Origin of the sequence: Aliivibrio fischeri (assembly GCA_038993745.2) — a bacterium.
GTDB classification, from domain to species: domain Bacteria; phylum Pseudomonadota; class Gammaproteobacteria; order Enterobacterales; family Vibrionaceae; genus Aliivibrio; species Aliivibrio fischeri_B.
On sequence record CP160630.1, the window covers coordinates 286,984 to 304,473 of the forward strand.

Here is a 17,490-nt window from a genome sequence, read left to right on the forward strand (position 1 = left end):
TCGATAGGCTGTATTTATGAAATACAGCCTATTACTATTTATAGCAAAAAGTTAAATATGCGATATTTGTATTTTCCATATAGATATAATTAACCCCGTTTCCCATTGGATATATGTGATTAAAATAAGTAGAGTGCTTGCCATTTTTTAAAAGTGGGAAAGCATAGAGCTGATTTTGATCTTTTATGGTTCCAAATTGTTGACGTCCAGACTTAATCCCACTGTATTTTTCATCCCGACTTATTTTGCCAATGTAATGTGTAATAGGTTGATTTTTAACTTTTTCTGTTTCTACGTTTAGATTTACAGAGTAGCCAAAGCTACCAATGTATCCCGATTCTTTTACATAAGCAGATAACTCTGCCTTGTATTGATTATTATTTAATTTAGTTACGTCATAATTAATAAATGCATGTCCAGAATAAGCACTATTATTTAAAGCTCTTAAATTAATACTACTTGATACTTTATAATTACCATCTTTGTTAGAATTATAAAAAATTGGTTCACCAATCGGTTTGTTAAATTTAAATTCAATATTACTTATTAGCTTATTTATATCGATATTTTCATTGCTATTATCAATAAAAAATATTTTATTATATATGCTTGAACACTCTTGGTCTGTCATTTTACATGCAGATAAACTCAATACTTTATCTTGTATGTTTATGAAATATCTTATGTTTTTGTCTAGTATTTCTGGGTTTATTACAACAGGTTTTGAGTTTGATGTTTGATAGATATTGTCGCTTACTTTGATTAAGGATTGATTAATCTTAGGTTGAAGATCTGGTTCATACGTATACGTATAGGTATGGTATGCCAGAAATGACGTGGCAATCACTCCCATCGTGAAGCCGAGCTTTTTCTTTTTTGTTGAAAAGCATGGTTTTGTATTGGAGGTTGCTTTATATCCCTTTCCTTTCACTGTATCTATGGCGTCAATGCCATCTCGATATAATTTTTTGCGTAAAATTGAGATGGCTTGGGGTACTACGCTGGTATTGTTATTTAGCTCTTGATCCCAAGCATAATTAAGAATTTCTTCTTTACTAAATACTTGTTTTGGCGCTAATAAAAGCAACGTTAATATCTTACATTCGGTTTCTGTTAACTTTATTTCATTATTTTTTTTTGAAATCGATTTATCCGCGATGTTCAATATGAAATCGCGGTGCTCAATTTTTATTCGTTTAAGCATAGAGTGAATAGACTGTATTTTATATATTCGATGTATTAATTGTTATTATATATAAGATTGTCAATACCGATGTCAAGTTTGTATCAAAAATGAACACTATATTTCTAAGTATTTGATTTTGATCACTTATTGTTACTCTTTGTATTTTAAGGATAAATATTTTTTCTTCTTGTTATGGAGTTTGGTAATGTTTTGGTATCTTTCCTGTGAATCTGTATCTTTATTGCAATTGATTTGAATGATATTTGTGGGCGTTATACCCACAAATATACAAAGGTTAGATTAGGGCTTCACAAAGCAGTGAAATAGGATGGATAGTTGTAGTGTTAGTGTTTTCTTCGATTTGCCATTTACAAGTTTCACAATCAGTAATTGCGTAATCAGGTTTGGCAGCTTTAATTTTGTCGAATATATTCTTACCTATCGCAACTGATGTTTCGTAGTTTTCAGTTTTAAATCCATAAGTGCCCGCTAAACCACAGCATTCACTATCTAATACCTGCACCTCTAAGCCAGGAATCGCTCGGAGTAACTCAATAGTATAAATATTGCCGCCACTGCGTTCTAAATGACAAGGAGTGTGATAAACAATTTTCTTATTTAGAGGCTTCATTTTAGGTCCTCGACCATTCATGATTTCTTTTAATAAGAAACGAGTAACGTATTCAATCTTTTTGGCTACTTTGGTGTTATCTACATCTAGAACATGAGGGTACTCTTGTTGCAAAGTAAATGAACAGGTTGAAGAGGTGGATAGAATCGGAACATCTTGACGTTCAATCGCAGCTTCTAAGTTAGCCACATTAAATTCTGCATTCTTCTGTGCTTTTTTATGAAAACCATTAGCAATAAGAGGGACACCACAACACTTTTCTTTATCTAACAATTGAACCCCGATGTTCATATTGTTCATTACTTTAATGAAGTCTTTACCTAGTTGTGGATGGTTGTAGTTGACAAAACAGCCATGAAAATAATGCACTTGTCGCTCAAATACACTCTGATCATTCACTTCTTTTTTATACCATTTTCTAAAAGTACCATGAGAGTATTTAGGCAGTGATTTATGATCATGTACACCAATGGTTTTATGCATTACTTTTTTTACTAAAGGAACGCTGGTAACTGCGTTTACAACAGGTGCTACAGGAGTGGCAATTGAACCAAATAGATCCGTATGACTTAATACAAAATCACGAAGACCTTTCATGTTGTATGCTGGCTTGCCATATTTTCCACGAGCGACTGCAATCATGTCGCCAATTTTTACCCCAGATGGACAAGCGGTTTCACAACGTTTGCAATTTGTGCAAAGTTTAAGGGTTTCATCATAGTATTCTGGGCTTTTAAAGCGTAGGCGTTCGCCATCTGGTCCGCATTGTTTTGGCCCTGGATAATCAGGGTTTTCTTTTGCTACTGGACAATAGACGGTACAAACGGTGCATTTTAAACATTGATCAAAACTGGTATTCGCGGGTGCTCTAAAAATAAGATTGTCTTTTAATACGCTGTCTTTGAGAAAAGACGACTTAAATAATGGGCTGCTCATAACGCGACCTCTGCTTTTGTATTGTTATTTTGTAAAGAGTCGTTGCACTGTAATTGTTCTATGATGGATTCTGCAGCGTGAAAGCCTGAACTAATTGCAACACCACTACCGCTACCTTCTAATATAGGGTTATAGCCAGATAGAATTGCGCCAGCACAGTATAAATTGTCGATCACATGACCTGATTTAATCGCTTGGAAATTGGTTGTTGTCTTAATACCCATACTTAAAAATGGGTGCGATTGAGTACTAAAAAAATCGTGACTGTACCAATCCGTTCTTTTATCACTTTGTGCTATATCCAATCCAAAGATGGGTTCAATCATTGAATCAACATTCGCCTTTAATCCTTGGCTAAAAAAGCTACCAGTGGCTAAGACAAACTGTTTGGCTTGTAGCGGAAAATCGCCATGGTTTTTAGTGAAAAGACGATTTAAACGATAGTGAGAATGCTCAGGGTCACTTTTATCCACATAAGAAAACTCCCCTTGAACGACATGATCACCATTTAACATGGTACCACCTAGCTCAATAAAGGCGTGTTTCATGCTTTCTTCTAAGCGTATACCTAGTAATGAAGGCGGCATAGTAGGTACTTCGCATAGTGTTAGCTTAGTTAATTGCTCAATTTCACGAAGGTAGCTTAATCCCGTGCCATTTCCAAAAATAGATGGGAGTACAACTAAATCACCTGGATTGGCGTGTTGCTGTAAAGCGTAAGCTAACTCTTGTCGGTTTGCTCTTTTAGATAATAAGCGAGATATATCGATAGAGCGTAATTCACAATGATTACGCTGAATATCATTAAATGCAGAAAGTGATATGCTCGCTGTTGTTATTTCAAGATCAGATAATTGAGTGATCTGTTTTAAATTGTCTTGAGCCAGTTTAGGTTGGAAATCACGAAAGCCATCAATAGTAATCAACACCATTTTTTGTGTTTTGTTTTTTTCTAAATCAATAGGGAATTGATGTACAAAAGGTTGTGATAACCACGTTGATTTCATTGTTCCTAATGGTGTTAGACGGTAGTGATTCAAACCATCTTTTTGGGATGTTAAAGGAACACCAATAGCTGATAATGTTGTTTTATACCAATTGATAGCCCGTTCTACGGTCTCTTTACCCAATGCTGCGTAGGGGTGAGACGGATACTCTTTCGAAAAAGTTTCGAGACTATCCATTGGATTAATAACATGCTTACCTGAGGGGGTTTTGGCAAGAACATCAATCGAACCTGATGAGAAATGCAAAGCGCTTTGACCTGAGGCAATCACTGCGGTCTTTAGTCCTGCTTCTAAGCAACGTAAAGCACAGCTTAAACCAGCCATGCCGCCGCCGATGATAATGGTGTCGAAATTCATAATGTTGCCTCTTTTGATTCTTTTTCAGAGTGTTGGTTTGGAATGTCACTTGCTCCGAACAGACCTTCATAAATCCAATAGCTAAACTCTGCTTCTCGTAGTGCATCTCCCCAGAATACAGGTTTGATGCCTTTCCAGCGTTCTTCTAAAAAGTGAGTTAATAGTTGGCTTGATTGGTTACCACTGATTTGTCCACACTCTTCAAATAGTCCAGCCGCACGATAGGTACATAGTTCTCCTTGGCAGGGGCCCATACCTAAGCGAGTGCGGCGACGAAGATCAACCAGGTTGTGAACATCTAATTGGTTAATGGCGTAGTTAATTTCACCTTGGGTTACCATTTCGCATTCACAGATCACGGCTTGATCTTTAGCTTCATCGGTTAAAAACTGTTGAGCACGTTCACCGTGTCGATAAATCGCACTTTGGTAAACCGGTTTTGCAAGACTTGCGGTTTTTTTTGCGGTAATTGATGCGCCATTTGAGCCCGGTAGCGGACGAATATGAGTGGTACACTCTTGTGTATTTCCTAGCTTATTAGCCACAAGATCTGTTGTCATTTCTGCCATTAAACGAGAGGTCATTAGTTTACCGCCGGTAATGGTTGTAAATCCGTCTAAACCGTCTTTTTCACCGTGGTCGAGTAGCACTATGCCGCGACTGATGTTTCGACCTGTACCGTCGTCGTCAACAGCAACTAATGGGCGGACACCAGCATAGGCGCGTAAAACTCGTGTATTTGCCATGATTGGTGCGAGTTTTGCGCCTTCACGCATGAGAATATCAACTTCTTTAGCACTTACATGCAAATCATCAATCTTGTCATAATCAATGTGTTCTGATGTGGTTCCGATAAGTGAAATCGTATCCCCTGGCACTAAAATATCGGCATCAGAGGGTTTACGGCAACGGTTAATCACTAAGTTATTAATACGATAATCTAAGATCAGTAATGAACCTTTTGCTGGAAACATTTTGATGCTCAAATCGGCGTATTCGCAAATATTTTGTCCCCAAATACCAGCGGCATTAATGACTTGTTGTGCAAAGATTTCAATTTTCTGATTGGTCTTTACATCAATACAGTTCACTCCGAGCACCGTATCTTGATGTCGAATAAGGGAAGTCACATGGGTATGTGTGAGCAAACGCGCACCATTTTCTTTCGCATCTAGGACATTCGCTGCACATAAACGAAAAGGATCGAGCGTTCCATCGGGGACTTGAACGGCGCCAATTAAATCAGGGTTTACGTTTGGTTCAAGTAATAACGCTTCTTTTGGTGTAAGTTGTTTTGCCTCAATACCAGCAGATCCGCATGAATCAATAAACTGTTTTTGAAAATCTAAGTCATCATCAGGAAGTGAGATAAATAAGCCTTGAGTATTTTCAACACAATGCTTAGCAATGGTTTTTAAGATCTTGTTTTCATGGATACATTCTTTTGCTGATTCGTTATCAGTCACGGCATAGCGGGCGCCAGAGTGAAGTAAGCCATGGTTGCGACCTGTGGTACCAGAAGCTAAATCGTCTTTCTCAATTAAAATACAATCGATACCTCGCAAAGCACAATCACGCATAATTCCGGTGCCTGTTGCTCCGCCACCAATAATGATAACGGAAGTTTCTAATCGAGAAGTTTTGTCCATAATTTAGTCTCTTTTTTTACCACTTTTGATGTATGAAATCATCATGATATTAATGTTCGACACATTCTTTGATCTAACGCAAAAATGTTCGTTCGCGCATTCGTCTCGTTTTCGTTTTGGTGGATATGTCACATAGAAATAAATGAACGAACAGAAAAAAGTTGAAAATTGAGAGGGGTAATGAGAATAAATGTCGTTTGTTGAGTTGGGATTTTGTAAAGATACGATCTGGTTCAAAACCAGACTAAAAGTGGTGATATAATCGAGAAAATTAATAGTCAATCTTAGGTATTGAATGATGAAAATAACTATAGATAAACAAACATTCACTATCGATGAAGAGATAACACTTTTAGCAGCTGCAAAGGAATGCAATGTCGAAATCCCTTCACTATGCGGAAACAATATCAATGGTGAGAAAGTACCATGTGATTTATGCGTAGTTGAAATTGAAGGTCAAGGAATTCAACGAGCTTGTGAAACTCAAGCGGTTGATGGTATGCAAGTGATCACTTCGTCTGAAGCGTTAGTAAAACGTCGTCAAAGTGCATTAAACAAAATTCTTTCTGATCATTACGCAGATTGCGAAGCGCCGTGCCAAACTGCGTGTCCAGCGGGCGTAGATATACAATCATATCTGTACCATATTTCACAAAATGATCATCAAAAAGCCATTGAGGTCATTAAACGAACATTGCCAATGCCATTATCTATTGGTCGTGTTTGTCCTGCGTTCTGTGAAACGGAATGCCGTCGTGGTTTGGTTGATGAGCCATTAGCTATTCGTCAGTTAAAGCGTCACGCAGCTGACGTGGACCTGCATGCTCAAGAATCTTACGTACCACCAAAGAAGGCAGGCAAAGGAAAATCCATTGCTGTGATTGGTAGTGGTCCGGGTGGATTAACCTGTGGTTATTATCTGACTAATGAGGGTTACAGTGTAACGGTGTTTGAGTCAATGCCTAAAGCAGGCGGTTGGCTACGTTATGGTATTCCTGAATATCGTTTACCAAAATCGATTTTAGATAAAGAAATCGAATTGATGTGTCGTAACGGTATGGAAATTCAAACTTCTGTGAAACTAGGTGAGGATTTCTCATTAACACAGTTAAGTGATGAGTATGATGCTGTCTGTTTGGCTGTTGGTGCTTCAAAAGCCGTTGAAATGCATTATCAAGGCAGTGAGCTTGGTGGTTGTTATTTAGGTGTTGATTACTTAAAAGATTACGTAACAGAATCTAAATTAACGACAGGTAAAAAAGTCGCGGTTATTGGTGGTGGTAATACGGCGATTGATTGTGCTCGTACAGCGGTGCGTGATGGTGCCGATACAACGCTTATTTATCGTCGTACTCGTGAAGAGATGCCAGCAGAAGATTATGAAGTGGTTGAAGCTGAACATGAAGGTGTTAAGTTCCATTTTTTAACTAACCCTGTTGAAAATATTGCTGATGAAAATGGACGAGTAGCTCAAGTTCGCTTGGAGAAAATGGCATTAGGTGAACCTGATGCGTCTGGTCGTCGTAGTCCTCAGGCAACCGGTGAATTTTTCATTGAAGAGTTTGATACCGTGATTTCTGCGGTATCACAAAAACCGGATTTAAGCTTTTTAGAGAACGATACGATTGATTTGCCACTGACTCGTTGGAATACCGCTGACGCAAACAGTTTGACAATGCACAGTGGTGTGAAAAATATTTTTAGCATCGGTGATTTCCGTCGTGGTCCTGCGACGGCGATTGAAGCGGTTGCTGATGGCCGTATTGCTGCAGAAGCGATTGATCGTTTCTTTAACGGTGACATGGAGAAAATCCCAACCAAACCGTTTAATTCTCAAAAAGAGAAGAAGACTAAGCAAGTTGATCCTAAGCACTTTGAACATATCCAAAAAGCAATGCGAGTCATCATGCCTGAGTTAACGGCAGAGCAACGTGAACAAAGCTTTGATGAAGTTGAAACGGGCTTTGATAACTTGGATGCAATACGTGAAGCTGAGCGTTGCTTAGAGTGTGCATGTCAGGCAAACACCAATTGTGGACTGCGTGATTACGCAACGGAATATAAAGCGGATGAAACGGATTTAAGCAACGAAAGTAAACAGAAGTTTGCTATTGATACCAGCTCTGAATTCATCGTGTTTGATGCCAACCGTTGTATTAGTTGTGGTCAATGTGTTGAAGCGTGTAACGAAAAAGGCGTGCATGGCGTTTTAAGCTTCATGAAAAATGAAGATGGAACTAATGCCTCTCGTCCTGAATGTCGTGCAGGGTTTGAGCACGGTTATCAAATGGGTAACTCAAACTGTGTACAATGTGGTGCGTGTGTTCAAGCGTGTCCTGTTGGCGCATTGGTTGATTCTCGTGATAAATCTCAAGGCCGAATCGAAGTTTTAAAACCGGTTGATACGATTTGTACATACTGCGGTGTGGGTTGTAAGTTAACCATGATGGTTGATGAATCAACAAACAAAATTAAATACGTTCAAGGCGCTAAATCGTCTCCTGTGAACGAAGGCATGCTGTGTGTTAAAGGTCGCTTTGGTTTTGATTTTGTTAGCAGTGATGAGCGTTTAAAAACACCGTTAATTCGTAAAAATGGTGAGTTAATTCCTGCTAGTTGGGAAGAGGCGATCACATTAGTTGCTGATAAGTTCAGTACCATTAAATCTCAACATGGCGGCAATGCGTTAGCGGGATTCTCGTCGGCAAAAACCACCAATGAAGATAACTACGCATTCCAAAAATTAGTACGTCGTGAGTTTGAAACCAATAACCTTGACCACTGTGCACGCTTATGTCACTCAACGACGGTAACGGGCTTAGAAGCGTCTATTGGTAGTGGGGCGATGACCAATGATATTCCAAGTATTAAACATTCTGATCTGATCTTTATTATTGGTTCAGATACCACATCAGCTCACCCGATCATTGCTTCTCACATTAAACAAGCCATCCGTCATCACGGTGCTCGTTTGATTGTTGCGGATCCAAAGCAAGTAGATATCTCTGATCATGCTGAGCTGTATGTAGCACAACGTCCGGGTACGGATGTGATGCTACTTAACGGTATTATGCAGCAGATCATCAAAAATAACTGGCACGATCAGGCATACATCGCTGAACGTGTTGAAGGTTTTGATGAACTAAAAGCAGAAGTCATGTCAGAGGCGTATTCACCTGAGAAAATTGAGTTAATCACAGGCGTAAAAGCACAAGATGTGATTGAAATGGCACGTTACATTGGTACTGCTAAACGTACTGCTATTTATTATTCAATGGGTATTACGCAGCATACGACGGGCCATGATAACGTTCGATCTATTGCTAACTTACAAATGCTGTGTGGCAACATTGGTATTGAAGGTGGTGGTATTAATCCACTTCGTGGTCAATCAAACGTACAAGGTGCGTGTGATATGGGTGCGTTGCCAACAGATTTCCCAGGTTACCAAAAGGTCGAGAATCCTGCGGTTTATGAGAAATTTGTAAAAGCGTGGAATAAGCCAACATTGCCAAGTAAGAAAGGCTTAACATTAACAGAAATCATTGATGCAGCCTGCCATGAACAAGTAAAAGGTCTATTTGTGATGGGTGAGAACCCAGTATTGAGTGACCCTGATCAAGCACACGTTATTCACGGTTTAGAGAAATTAGATTTCCTAGTTGTACAAGATATCTTTATGACAGAAACCGCAGCGTATGCTGATGTGATTTTACCGTCGTGCTCATTTGCAGAAAAAGCGGGTCATTTTACCAATACTGAGCGCCGTGTTCAGCGTATCTCACCTGCGGTAAATCCTCCGGGTGAAGCGAAAGAAGATTGGTGGATCATTCAAGAAATTGCTAATGCAATGGGTGGTGAATGGAATTACCAATCGGTTGAAGATATTACTGAGGAAATCACTCAAGTGACGCCTCAGTACCAAGGTATGCATTGGGATGCGATTGGTAAAAATGGACTTCAATGGCCGTGTAATGATGCGAATCTACAAGGCACTCGCATTATGCATAATCAGCAGTTCTTACGTGGTAAAGGCCAAATGGCAGCGGTTCCATTTAGATATGCGGCAGAGCTTCCAGATGAAGAGTATCCATTAGTATTAACAACGGGTCGCTTATTGGAGCAGTACCATACAGGCACCATGACACGTAAAACCAAAGGGTTGAACAACCTTGCTGGTCCGCGCGCTATGATGAGTGTGGCAGATGCTGAGCGCTTAGGTATTTCAAACAGTGAGATGGTTCGAGTATCAACACGCCGTGGTACGATTGAAGCACCAGCATTTGTGACTAAGCGTATGCAAGAAGGGGTGATATTTGTACCGTTCCATTTTGTGGAAGCGGCAGCGAATAAACTGACCACAACAGCACTTGATCCTCATGCCAAGATCCCTGAGTTTAAAGTCGCAGCAGTGAAGGTAGAAAAGGTATTACAACCAGAACCTGAAGTCTGTGTATAAATAATGTAATAACGTAAAATAAAATGCCGATGATTTGAGTAATCATCGGGCATTTTTTATGTTTAGAAATAGTGTTATGAATTACTTATTGTTGATGGCGTTCAACTCTGCAATTTTCACAATCACATCAACCGCTTGTTTCATGCCATTAATCGTAATGAATTCATGAATACCGTGGAAGTTATAACCACCTGTAAAGATATTAGGGCAAGGTAAACCCATGAAGGATAAACGAGCGCCATCCGTACCGCCACGAATAGGCTTGATATCAGGTTGAATGTCACACGCTGTCATTGCTTCTTTAGCTAATTCAATCACGTGTGGGTGAGGTTCTACCATTTCACGCATATTAAAGTAGCTATCGGTTAAGACTAATTCAACGCGACCTTTCTCTAATTTTGCATTTAATTCATTCACTTTTTGCTGCATAAAGGCTTTACGCTCAGCCATACCTTCACGGCTAAAATCACGAACAATATAACCAAGTTCGGTTTTGGCTACGCCTGCGTTCATTGATTTTAAATGATAGAAACCTTCATAGCCTTCGGTGCCTTCTGGTGTTTCATCTGCTGGCATCATCATTTGAAATTGAGCTGCGATATTCATGGAGTTAACCATCTTACCTTTAGCCGTACCCGGATGAACGTTCACACCATGACAAATGACATCCGCACTTGTGGCATTAAAGTTTTCATATTCCAACTCACCTACAGGGCCGCCATCGATAGTGTAAGCCCATTTTGCATTGAACTTCTTAACATCAAATAGGTTTGCGCCACGTCCAATCTCTTCATCGGGAGTGAAGCCGATACAAATATCACCGTGTGGGATCTCTGGGTTCGCTTTTAATACAGCAATGGCAGTTAGGATTTCGGCAATGCCTGCTTTGTTATCAGCACCAAGTAAAGTTGTACCATCTGTGGTGATCAAATCGTGACCGATTAAGTTGAGTAAGTCAGGGAACTGGTTTGGTGTTAATTCTTCACCACTAGTGCCAAGGGTTATTGTGTCGCCTTGATAATTATTGATGATTTGTGGTTTTACATCTTCACCTGATGCATCAGGGGCTGTGTCCATGTGAGCAATAAAGCCAATTGCAGGCACATCATAGTCTACGTTTGAAGGCAAACGCCCCATGACATAACCATTTTCATCAATAGAGACATCAGAAAGTTCTAATTCATTTAATTCAGAAACTAGTTGGTTAGCCAAATTGAATTGTTTTTCAGTGCTTGGACATTGTGGTGCAGAAGGATTGGATTGAGTATCAATACTCACATAAGAAAGAAAGCGTTCTACAAGGTCTTTCATGATATTCACTCTATGTAATTGAAAACAAAATTGAGTGAAAGTATTGATCAAAAAGGTATTTTAAAGTTTGCGATGGGTCATAAAAAACAAAGTGGTTAGCGCATATTTAGATTATATGCGCTAAGTAAAAATAGTTATTTCTTATCTTTAGCTTTTAAGATGAAACCAAATTGTTCAATTAAATTGCTGATAGATTTAAACAACATAGTACGTTCTGATTTCGAGTATTTTGATAGTTCCTGATGGAACTCAATAACATCAGACATTGTGACCCCTAGCCAGTCGGGAATATTATCACTACCTGAAATGATCCAACCAATCTCTTTTCTCAGAATAAAGCTTAAAGGGATCAATTTGGATATATGAGGGCTAGAAAGTCCGCTAGTCCAGTTAATTACCGTTCTTGTAGAGACGTCACATGCTGTAGCAATTTGAGAATTAGATAGTCCTAGCTCTGTTTTTCTTGCCTCGATCCGTCGAGAAATGCTTTCCATAGAGGTGCTTTCATCTAACACAATTATATACCTCGGAAATGTTAATTTTTAAAAACGGTTTCATTATTGAGAGAAATAATATTTCAGACTTTTATAGTTACATAAGAAATAAAGTTCATTTTGTGATTTTATTCTAAATAATAGGAACTATGCACTTTATTTAAGATGTTCTTTCTTTCAAGAATAAACGTTTTTAAATCGTCGAATTTTAAAAGAGTTAACACGAATATGTGATAACTAGATGTTGCGTGTTAAGATAAAAGTAAATTAATTTATTTTTATCTTATTGATTATTATCCAATAAGAGTGTATCGGATTGATTGTATGGCTGCATATTAATCATATTTAGATAGTATTGCAAATAGTTTATAGAATAAATATCTAATTAATTAATGTGAAAGTGTTTTATAATGTTATTATTATTTTAATATGTGTATGGAATAGGTTTTTAAATACATTTCATTCATTTTCTATTAATAACTTGTTCACTATGGCGAAATATGATTAGATATACTTTTATTAAGGTAATGTATTAATTTATGGTTAATTGTTTGTGTGTTTTTAGGGGGGGGAATGGCAATAGCAAGACATATTCAAGCATCGGTTACTTTTGATACTTTGCCATCGGACATTTATCTATTATTTGATGCATTTCGCTCTAACACAGAGACAAGATCTCATTCTCACTCTTGGGGGCAATTACAAATTATAAGTGGTGGGATTTTAGAGTTAGAAGCAGAAGGGCATCGTTTTTTAGCACCTTCTCATTTTGCTATATGGGTACCTGCTGGTGTGCAACACCAAAGTTATAATCGAAAACCGATAGCGTATTGTTCGGTAAATATTATCCCTGAACTTGCGAAACAATTACCTGACCATACCTGTTTATTAGAAGTCAGCCCTTTAGTTGAAGTTTTAATTGCGGAATTACGTGAGAATAAGATCCAGCAACCTCAGAATGAACAGCAGGAAAGGTTAATTCATGTTCTTTTTGATCAGCTTCTAATTGCTAAGCAGAGTGAGCGATTTTTACCTACATCACAAGATAAGTTGCTTAAACCTATTTTAGAGGCGCTAGAAGCGAATCCTGCAGATGAAACATCTTTAGCTCAATGGGCAGCAAGAAATCATACAACAGAAAGAACATTGGCTCGTCATTGCCAAAATGAATTAGGCATGAGTTTTACTGAATGGCGCTTACGGATCCGATACCTTTATTCTTTGGATTTATTGCGAAAGAAGATGTCGATTAAAGAAATTGCGTTTAGTTTAGGCTATAACCAAACCAGTCCTTTTATCACTATGTTTAAACGATACGCGGATTGCACTCCCGAGCAGTATAAATTAAAACATTCAATATAATGTATTAACGCTGGTCGTTTTTTTGAGCAAATCTAAAAGAAAAAAATACGATAAATAAAAAACTTAAGGGAATAATGGCTGCAGTAATTTCAAGCCAGTAAGCACCTGAAAATAAACTACTTAAAATCAAATGGCCTACAATAGATAGAAGAGCACAGAGAATAGCAATTAGAATCAGTTTTAGTTCTGGTGACATAAGCATTTTATTGATAATTAGTGTTGTCATTACTTTAACACGAGTGTATCTACGAAAAAGGATTAGATGTGTGATGAGGAGAGCAGAGTGATACGAAATGAATATATTGATTATCTATTAGCGAAACCATGCTGTGAAGATTCTTTTCCATTTGGTCCTGAAGCTCATGTTTTTAAGGTATTTAATAAAATGTTTGCACTTATAGGGTATAGGAATGAACAGTTAAGCATTACCCTTAAAGCGGCACCGGAAGATGTTACGTTTTTAACGGAGGAATTTACCTCTATTGAACGAGGTTATCATATGAACAAAAAGCATTGGATAACCATTACGCCTTCAAGTGATATTACAGTCAGTATGATAGAAGCGTGGATTGATGACTCATATTCTCTGGTTACATCAAAGTTAACCAAATTAGAGAAAAGTCAGATTAAAAAATAACAACACAACGACTTCTTCTATTTAGACGTTCAAAGTATGTACTAGATAAATAGGGTTGGTAAAACAGCCATTTCCAATGTGAAAATGGCTTTTCATTAAAGACTAAAACAGCTGTTAAGTTGGTATTCATCTCCATTCTTGGCTGTATATTCTTTATCTACTTGATGAGCTTTAATGTGTGAACTGCTGTCACGCTTTATTAAACTAATCCAATGACGCATAGCCGCTAAGCTAAAGTCCTGACTGAACGTTGTGCATGTTTCTATTTCTACATCAGCTATGGTAACCAGTGAATCTTTACCTGGCGTATGAAGACCAAAAATAATTTCAACATGACTGCCACTGTTGTCTTTTAATAAAATAGTATCAGGCGATGATCTGTGTCCTGTGAAAGCAACAAATTTTCCTGGATTGCGTAATCCACTGCAACCACCATCTTTAAAGAAAACTACTAAATGATGATAATCAAGTAAGTAGTTAGTAACGTCTTGATGTGAGCCTTTTGTTAGTGGGAATAATTGGTCAAGAAGACCTTTGATTTGATGTTGTTTCTCTTCTTGTTTTGCTTCCATTTTTTCGACGGCATAAACAGCTTCAGCCATAAACGGAGTTTCATGTTGTGTATTACTTTCTTTGTTTATATTGGTAATCGCCATAATGGTACCCTCGAAAAAGTCTTTATCTAATACCGATTTAATTATCGGCATTGTTAGGTAAGTCACACTGGTCAGAGTTGTTTGCTTACTTAAATTGAAGCTTAGCTTAATTTTAACTACAATTTCACAACAAAAACTTAACAGTGTGAATTTTACAAGATGCGACAGTCAAAAAGTATTATTAGACAGAGCCATTTTCTTGGAACAAAAATTCGTAATCTGAGAAAACGCAATCACTTAACGATGGAAGATCTTTCTACTCGGTGTATTCGAGTGGATCCTGAAAACTCTCCATCAGTCTCGTACCTTTCTATGATCGAAAGAGGAAAGCGTGTTCCTAGCGCTGATATGCTTGAAGTGATTGCAACCGTATTTCAAAAAGAAAGCAGTTGGTTTTTAGATAATGAGCCCGAGCCACAAGCGATAACACCTGATAAAGGAAGAAAAGGCGGGATTAGTGGAATGGTTCTTGAACCAAGTTTTCTTTTTTCCAATGACATTCTTCAAATTGCAATTCCAGAAATGCTTAATCAAACAGGTGTGACAGGAAGGCAATTTGCTCATCTTCTTATACGGGCACACCAAGAAAATAATCAAAATCATTTCCCTGATCTAGAGCGGGCAGCAGAAGAGGTGGGGTTAAAGCAATTGCCTCTGAGCGTTGAACAAATGATGGATATGGCATTAAAGCATGGGTTAGTTTTAAAGTGGGTGAAGGAAACACCAAAGGCTGTTATTGATGAATTTGGTGTTAATGGAAAAGAGTTGCTGACCTCTTTTTTTGAACCTCCTTCTACGGTTTATTTAAATGAGATGCTAAAACAGCATTCAACAAGATTGAAATATGATTTAGCCGTTTATATTGGCCATTGCGTTTTACATAATAAAGAAGGATTAAAAAGTTCGCTATCTGTAGGAAGTCACCGAGTTTTTGATGAAGAAGTCCATCACACAGACAGTGCTCTGAATGCACAAGATATACTGCATGCATGGCGTGATTTTGAATCGAGTTTTTTTGCTGGAGCTCTGTTGTGTCCTAAAGTGCCATTTAGACAATTACTTGACCGGTATGGATATGAAGTTGAGGCTCATCGTTTAGCTGGTGTTTCTCCTTCTGTTGCGATGCGAAGAATGACGGTTGTTTCACCTTATCCTCATTGGCATTATTTTGATGCTTATGCTCCAGGAAAACTTAAAGCTGTATACAGAGGTAATGGGATCCCTTTGCCATGGGGTAATATGAAGCAGGTTAGTGACCCATGTCAGCATTGGGCGGTATTTAGACGATTAACTGAGCCTAAAGAGGGCAGTTCTGCTCAAATTTCGATTTTAAATGTAGGGTCAGAGCCACGAATATATTGCTGTGAATCAATAAATATGACAGATCCTGCAGGTAATAATAGGGTGTTATGTGCTGGTGTAGATTTAAACCCAGCAATAGAAGCACAAGGCAAAGATGCAGTTGCTTTAGCTAGGGATCTACAGAAAGCATGTGTAAAAAATGGAGGAGAAAGTTCGATTTCGAAAAGTATTAAACGAGAGCTTATTAGTGTCGCTAAAATTTTAAATATTAACTGGATTGAGCGTGGTGTAGAGAGTGATGCTAAAGTGATATGCTCTCGAGGGGCGGTTTGTCCTAGAAAACCTACTTGCTATAAATAATAGCCGTTACTGATTGATTTAACGGCTATTTTTAATTTTAGCTATACTGATATACTAAGTAAGATAATCCGGATTCTGTATTGTAAAATAAGGATACATCGTCATCTATTGGAAATAATAAAATGTTTAACCCAGTTGTGGGATATTGAAATAAGTTTTTATATGCAACCGCTTTTTTAGGATCAGATATAGAGCCAACATAACTTGCACAGTCACCTTCATTGCACTCAAGGAAAGGTTTTTCCGGTTCTCTAGTGTATGAGCATTGTCCTGCAAAGCCAGTTTCATCAATAACAATAGATACTTTATTATAAACGTATTTATTATTTCTTTGCTTTAAGTTGTAATTGGCAATTACCAGTCCGCTGTAATAATTATCATTTTCGCTTTTAACCATTATCTGAGCTGCATAATTAAATCGCACAGGATTTGTATTTAATTCATCTTTATATTTTGTTTCTGTAAACTTAACATCTTGAATATATTGAGTAATAATTGTATTCGATTCATTGTTTTGTAAAAATATAACTTTATTGTATGTTAAATCACACTGTGTACCAATTTGTCGACAAGCTGATATGTTTAAGTTATTTGATTGTCGATTAATATAATAAGTTGTGTTACTTCTTAAAACAGTTGGATCAAAAACAAATGGCAATGAGTCACTTGTTTGAAATACATTTGGCATTAACTCTTCTAATTTTATTTCATCATTGTTTTTTTCATTTGATATATGCTTTTCAAAATCAATCAAAAATAAACAAAAGGATATGATAATAGTAATTAATAAAAACAAATGATTCTGATTTAGTTTACTTTTTTTAAATAAAGTACCATTTACATCTGCCTTATATCCCTTTTTCTTAATAGTTTCAATTAGATAGATTTCATTGTGATTTAATTTTTTGCGTAAAACTGAAATCGTCTGTGGTACAACACCTATATTGCTTGCTGTTCCCTCCCAAACATAAGTAAAAATCTCATCTTTTGAGAAAACTTTATTTGGTGAGGTTAAAAGCAATTTTAAAATTTTTGATTCACTATGAGTCAGCTTAATTATGCAATCGTTCTTAATTATTTGGTTTGTTTTTGGATTAAACGTTATATCTTTAAATCGTATAAGATTTTTATTGAGCATTATGT

At 37.5% G+C, this 17,490-nt stretch carries 13 protein-coding genes; 4 read left to right on the plus strand and 9 right to left on the minus strand.

Annotated elements, in window-relative coordinates; translation table 11 throughout:
* Window positions 1–34: 34 nt before the first annotated feature.
* The 4 genes from AAFX60_015325 to glpA form a co-directional block, all read right to left on the minus strand.
* Window positions 35–1,165 (minus strand): winged helix-turn-helix domain-containing protein, encoded by a 1,131-nt coding sequence (locus AAFX60_015325; GenBank protein ID XDF79785.1) that lies wholly within the window; start codon window positions 1,163–1,165, stop codon window positions 35–37.
* A gap of 316 nt (window positions 1,166–1,481) precedes the next feature.
* The gene (gene glpC, locus AAFX60_015330) at window positions 1,482–2,753 is read right to left on the minus strand and encodes an anaerobic glycerol-3-phosphate dehydrogenase subunit GlpC (GenBank protein ID XDF79786.1); all 1,272 of its coding nucleotides are present in this window, start codon (window positions 2,751–2,753) and stop codon (window positions 1,482–1,484) included.
* Window positions 2,750–4,117 (minus strand): glycerol-3-phosphate dehydrogenase subunit GlpB, encoded by a 1,368-nt coding sequence (gene glpB, locus AAFX60_015335; protein ID XDF79787.1) that lies wholly within the window; start codon window positions 4,115–4,117, stop codon window positions 2,750–2,752. Before glpB ends, glpC begins: the two co-directional genes overlap by 4 nt.
* Complete coding sequence (gene glpA / locus AAFX60_015340) at window positions 4,114–5,766, minus strand: anaerobic glycerol-3-phosphate dehydrogenase subunit A (protein XDF79788.1); 1,653 nt, start codon at window positions 5,764–5,766, stop codon at window positions 4,114–4,116. The genes glpB and glpA overlap by 4 nt, the downstream gene beginning before the upstream one ends.
* Window positions 5,767–6,061: 295 nt before the next feature.
* Here glpA and fdhF point away from each other — a divergent pair, with 295 nt between their 5' ends.
* On the plus strand, window positions 6,062–10,225 hold the full coding sequence (gene fdhF / locus AAFX60_015345; GenBank protein XDF79789.1) for a formate dehydrogenase subunit alpha: 4,164 nt from the start codon (window positions 6,062–6,064) through the stop codon (window positions 10,223–10,225).
* An 81-nt stretch (window positions 10,226–10,306) separates the two neighbouring features.
* On the opposite strand, the gene pepT is transcribed toward fdhF, so the two are convergent.
* Together pepT and AAFX60_015355 are read right to left on the minus strand one after the other, a co-directional pair.
* The gene (pepT, locus tag AAFX60_015350) at window positions 10,307–11,536 is read right to left on the minus strand and encodes a peptidase T (protein XDF79790.1); all 1,230 of its coding nucleotides are present in this window, start codon (window positions 11,534–11,536) and stop codon (window positions 10,307–10,309) included.
* Window positions 11,537–11,670: 134 nt separating this feature from the next.
* Window positions 11,671–12,051, minus strand: coding sequence for a helix-turn-helix domain-containing protein (locus AAFX60_015355; GenBank protein XDF79791.1), 381 nt, complete (start codon window positions 12,049–12,051; stop codon window positions 11,671–11,673).
* 552 nt (window positions 12,052–12,603) lie between these two features.
* Between AAFX60_015355 and AAFX60_015360 the strand changes: the two genes are divergently transcribed.
* Entirely contained in the window at window positions 12,604–13,392 is a 789-nt protein-coding gene (locus AAFX60_015360) for a helix-turn-helix transcriptional regulator (GenBank protein XDF79792.1), read from the plus strand.
* A gap of 4 nt (window positions 13,393–13,396) precedes the next feature.
* Here AAFX60_015360 and AAFX60_015365 read toward each other — a convergent pair whose 3' ends face one another.
* Window positions 13,397–13,618 carry a hypothetical protein gene (locus tag AAFX60_015365; GenBank protein ID XDF79793.1) on the minus strand — a complete coding sequence of 74 codons (222 nt, stop codon included), beginning with the start codon at window positions 13,616–13,618 and terminating at the stop codon, window positions 13,397–13,399.
* Window positions 13,619–13,675: 57 nt separating this feature from the next.
* On the opposite strand from AAFX60_015365, the gene AAFX60_015370 reads away from it, so the two are divergent.
* Window positions 13,676–14,029 carry an MmcQ/YjbR family DNA-binding protein gene (locus tag AAFX60_015370; protein ID XDF79794.1) on the plus strand — a complete coding sequence of 118 codons (354 nt, stop codon included), beginning with the start codon at window positions 13,676–13,678 and terminating at the stop codon, window positions 14,027–14,029.
* 95 nt (window positions 14,030–14,124) lie between these two features.
* Here AAFX60_015370 and AAFX60_015375 read toward each other — a convergent pair whose 3' ends face one another.
* Window positions 14,125–14,685 (minus strand): hypothetical protein, encoded by a 561-nt coding sequence (locus tag AAFX60_015375; protein ID XDF79795.1) that lies wholly within the window; start codon window positions 14,683–14,685, stop codon window positions 14,125–14,127.
* Between the two features lie 159 nt (window positions 14,686–14,844).
* On the opposite strand from AAFX60_015375, the gene AAFX60_015380 reads away from it, so the two are divergent.
* Entirely contained in the window at window positions 14,845–16,347 is a 1,503-nt protein-coding gene (locus tag AAFX60_015380; protein XDF79796.1) for a DUF3612 domain-containing protein, read from the plus strand.
* A 37-nt stretch (window positions 16,348–16,384) separates the two neighbouring features.
* Here AAFX60_015380 and AAFX60_015385 read toward each other — a convergent pair whose 3' ends face one another.
* A complete protein-coding gene (locus AAFX60_015385; GenBank protein XDF79797.1) occupies window positions 16,385–17,485 on the minus strand; it encodes a winged helix-turn-helix domain-containing protein in 1,101 nt (366 codons plus the stop codon).
* Between the last annotated feature and the right edge of the window lie 5 nt (window positions 17,486–17,490).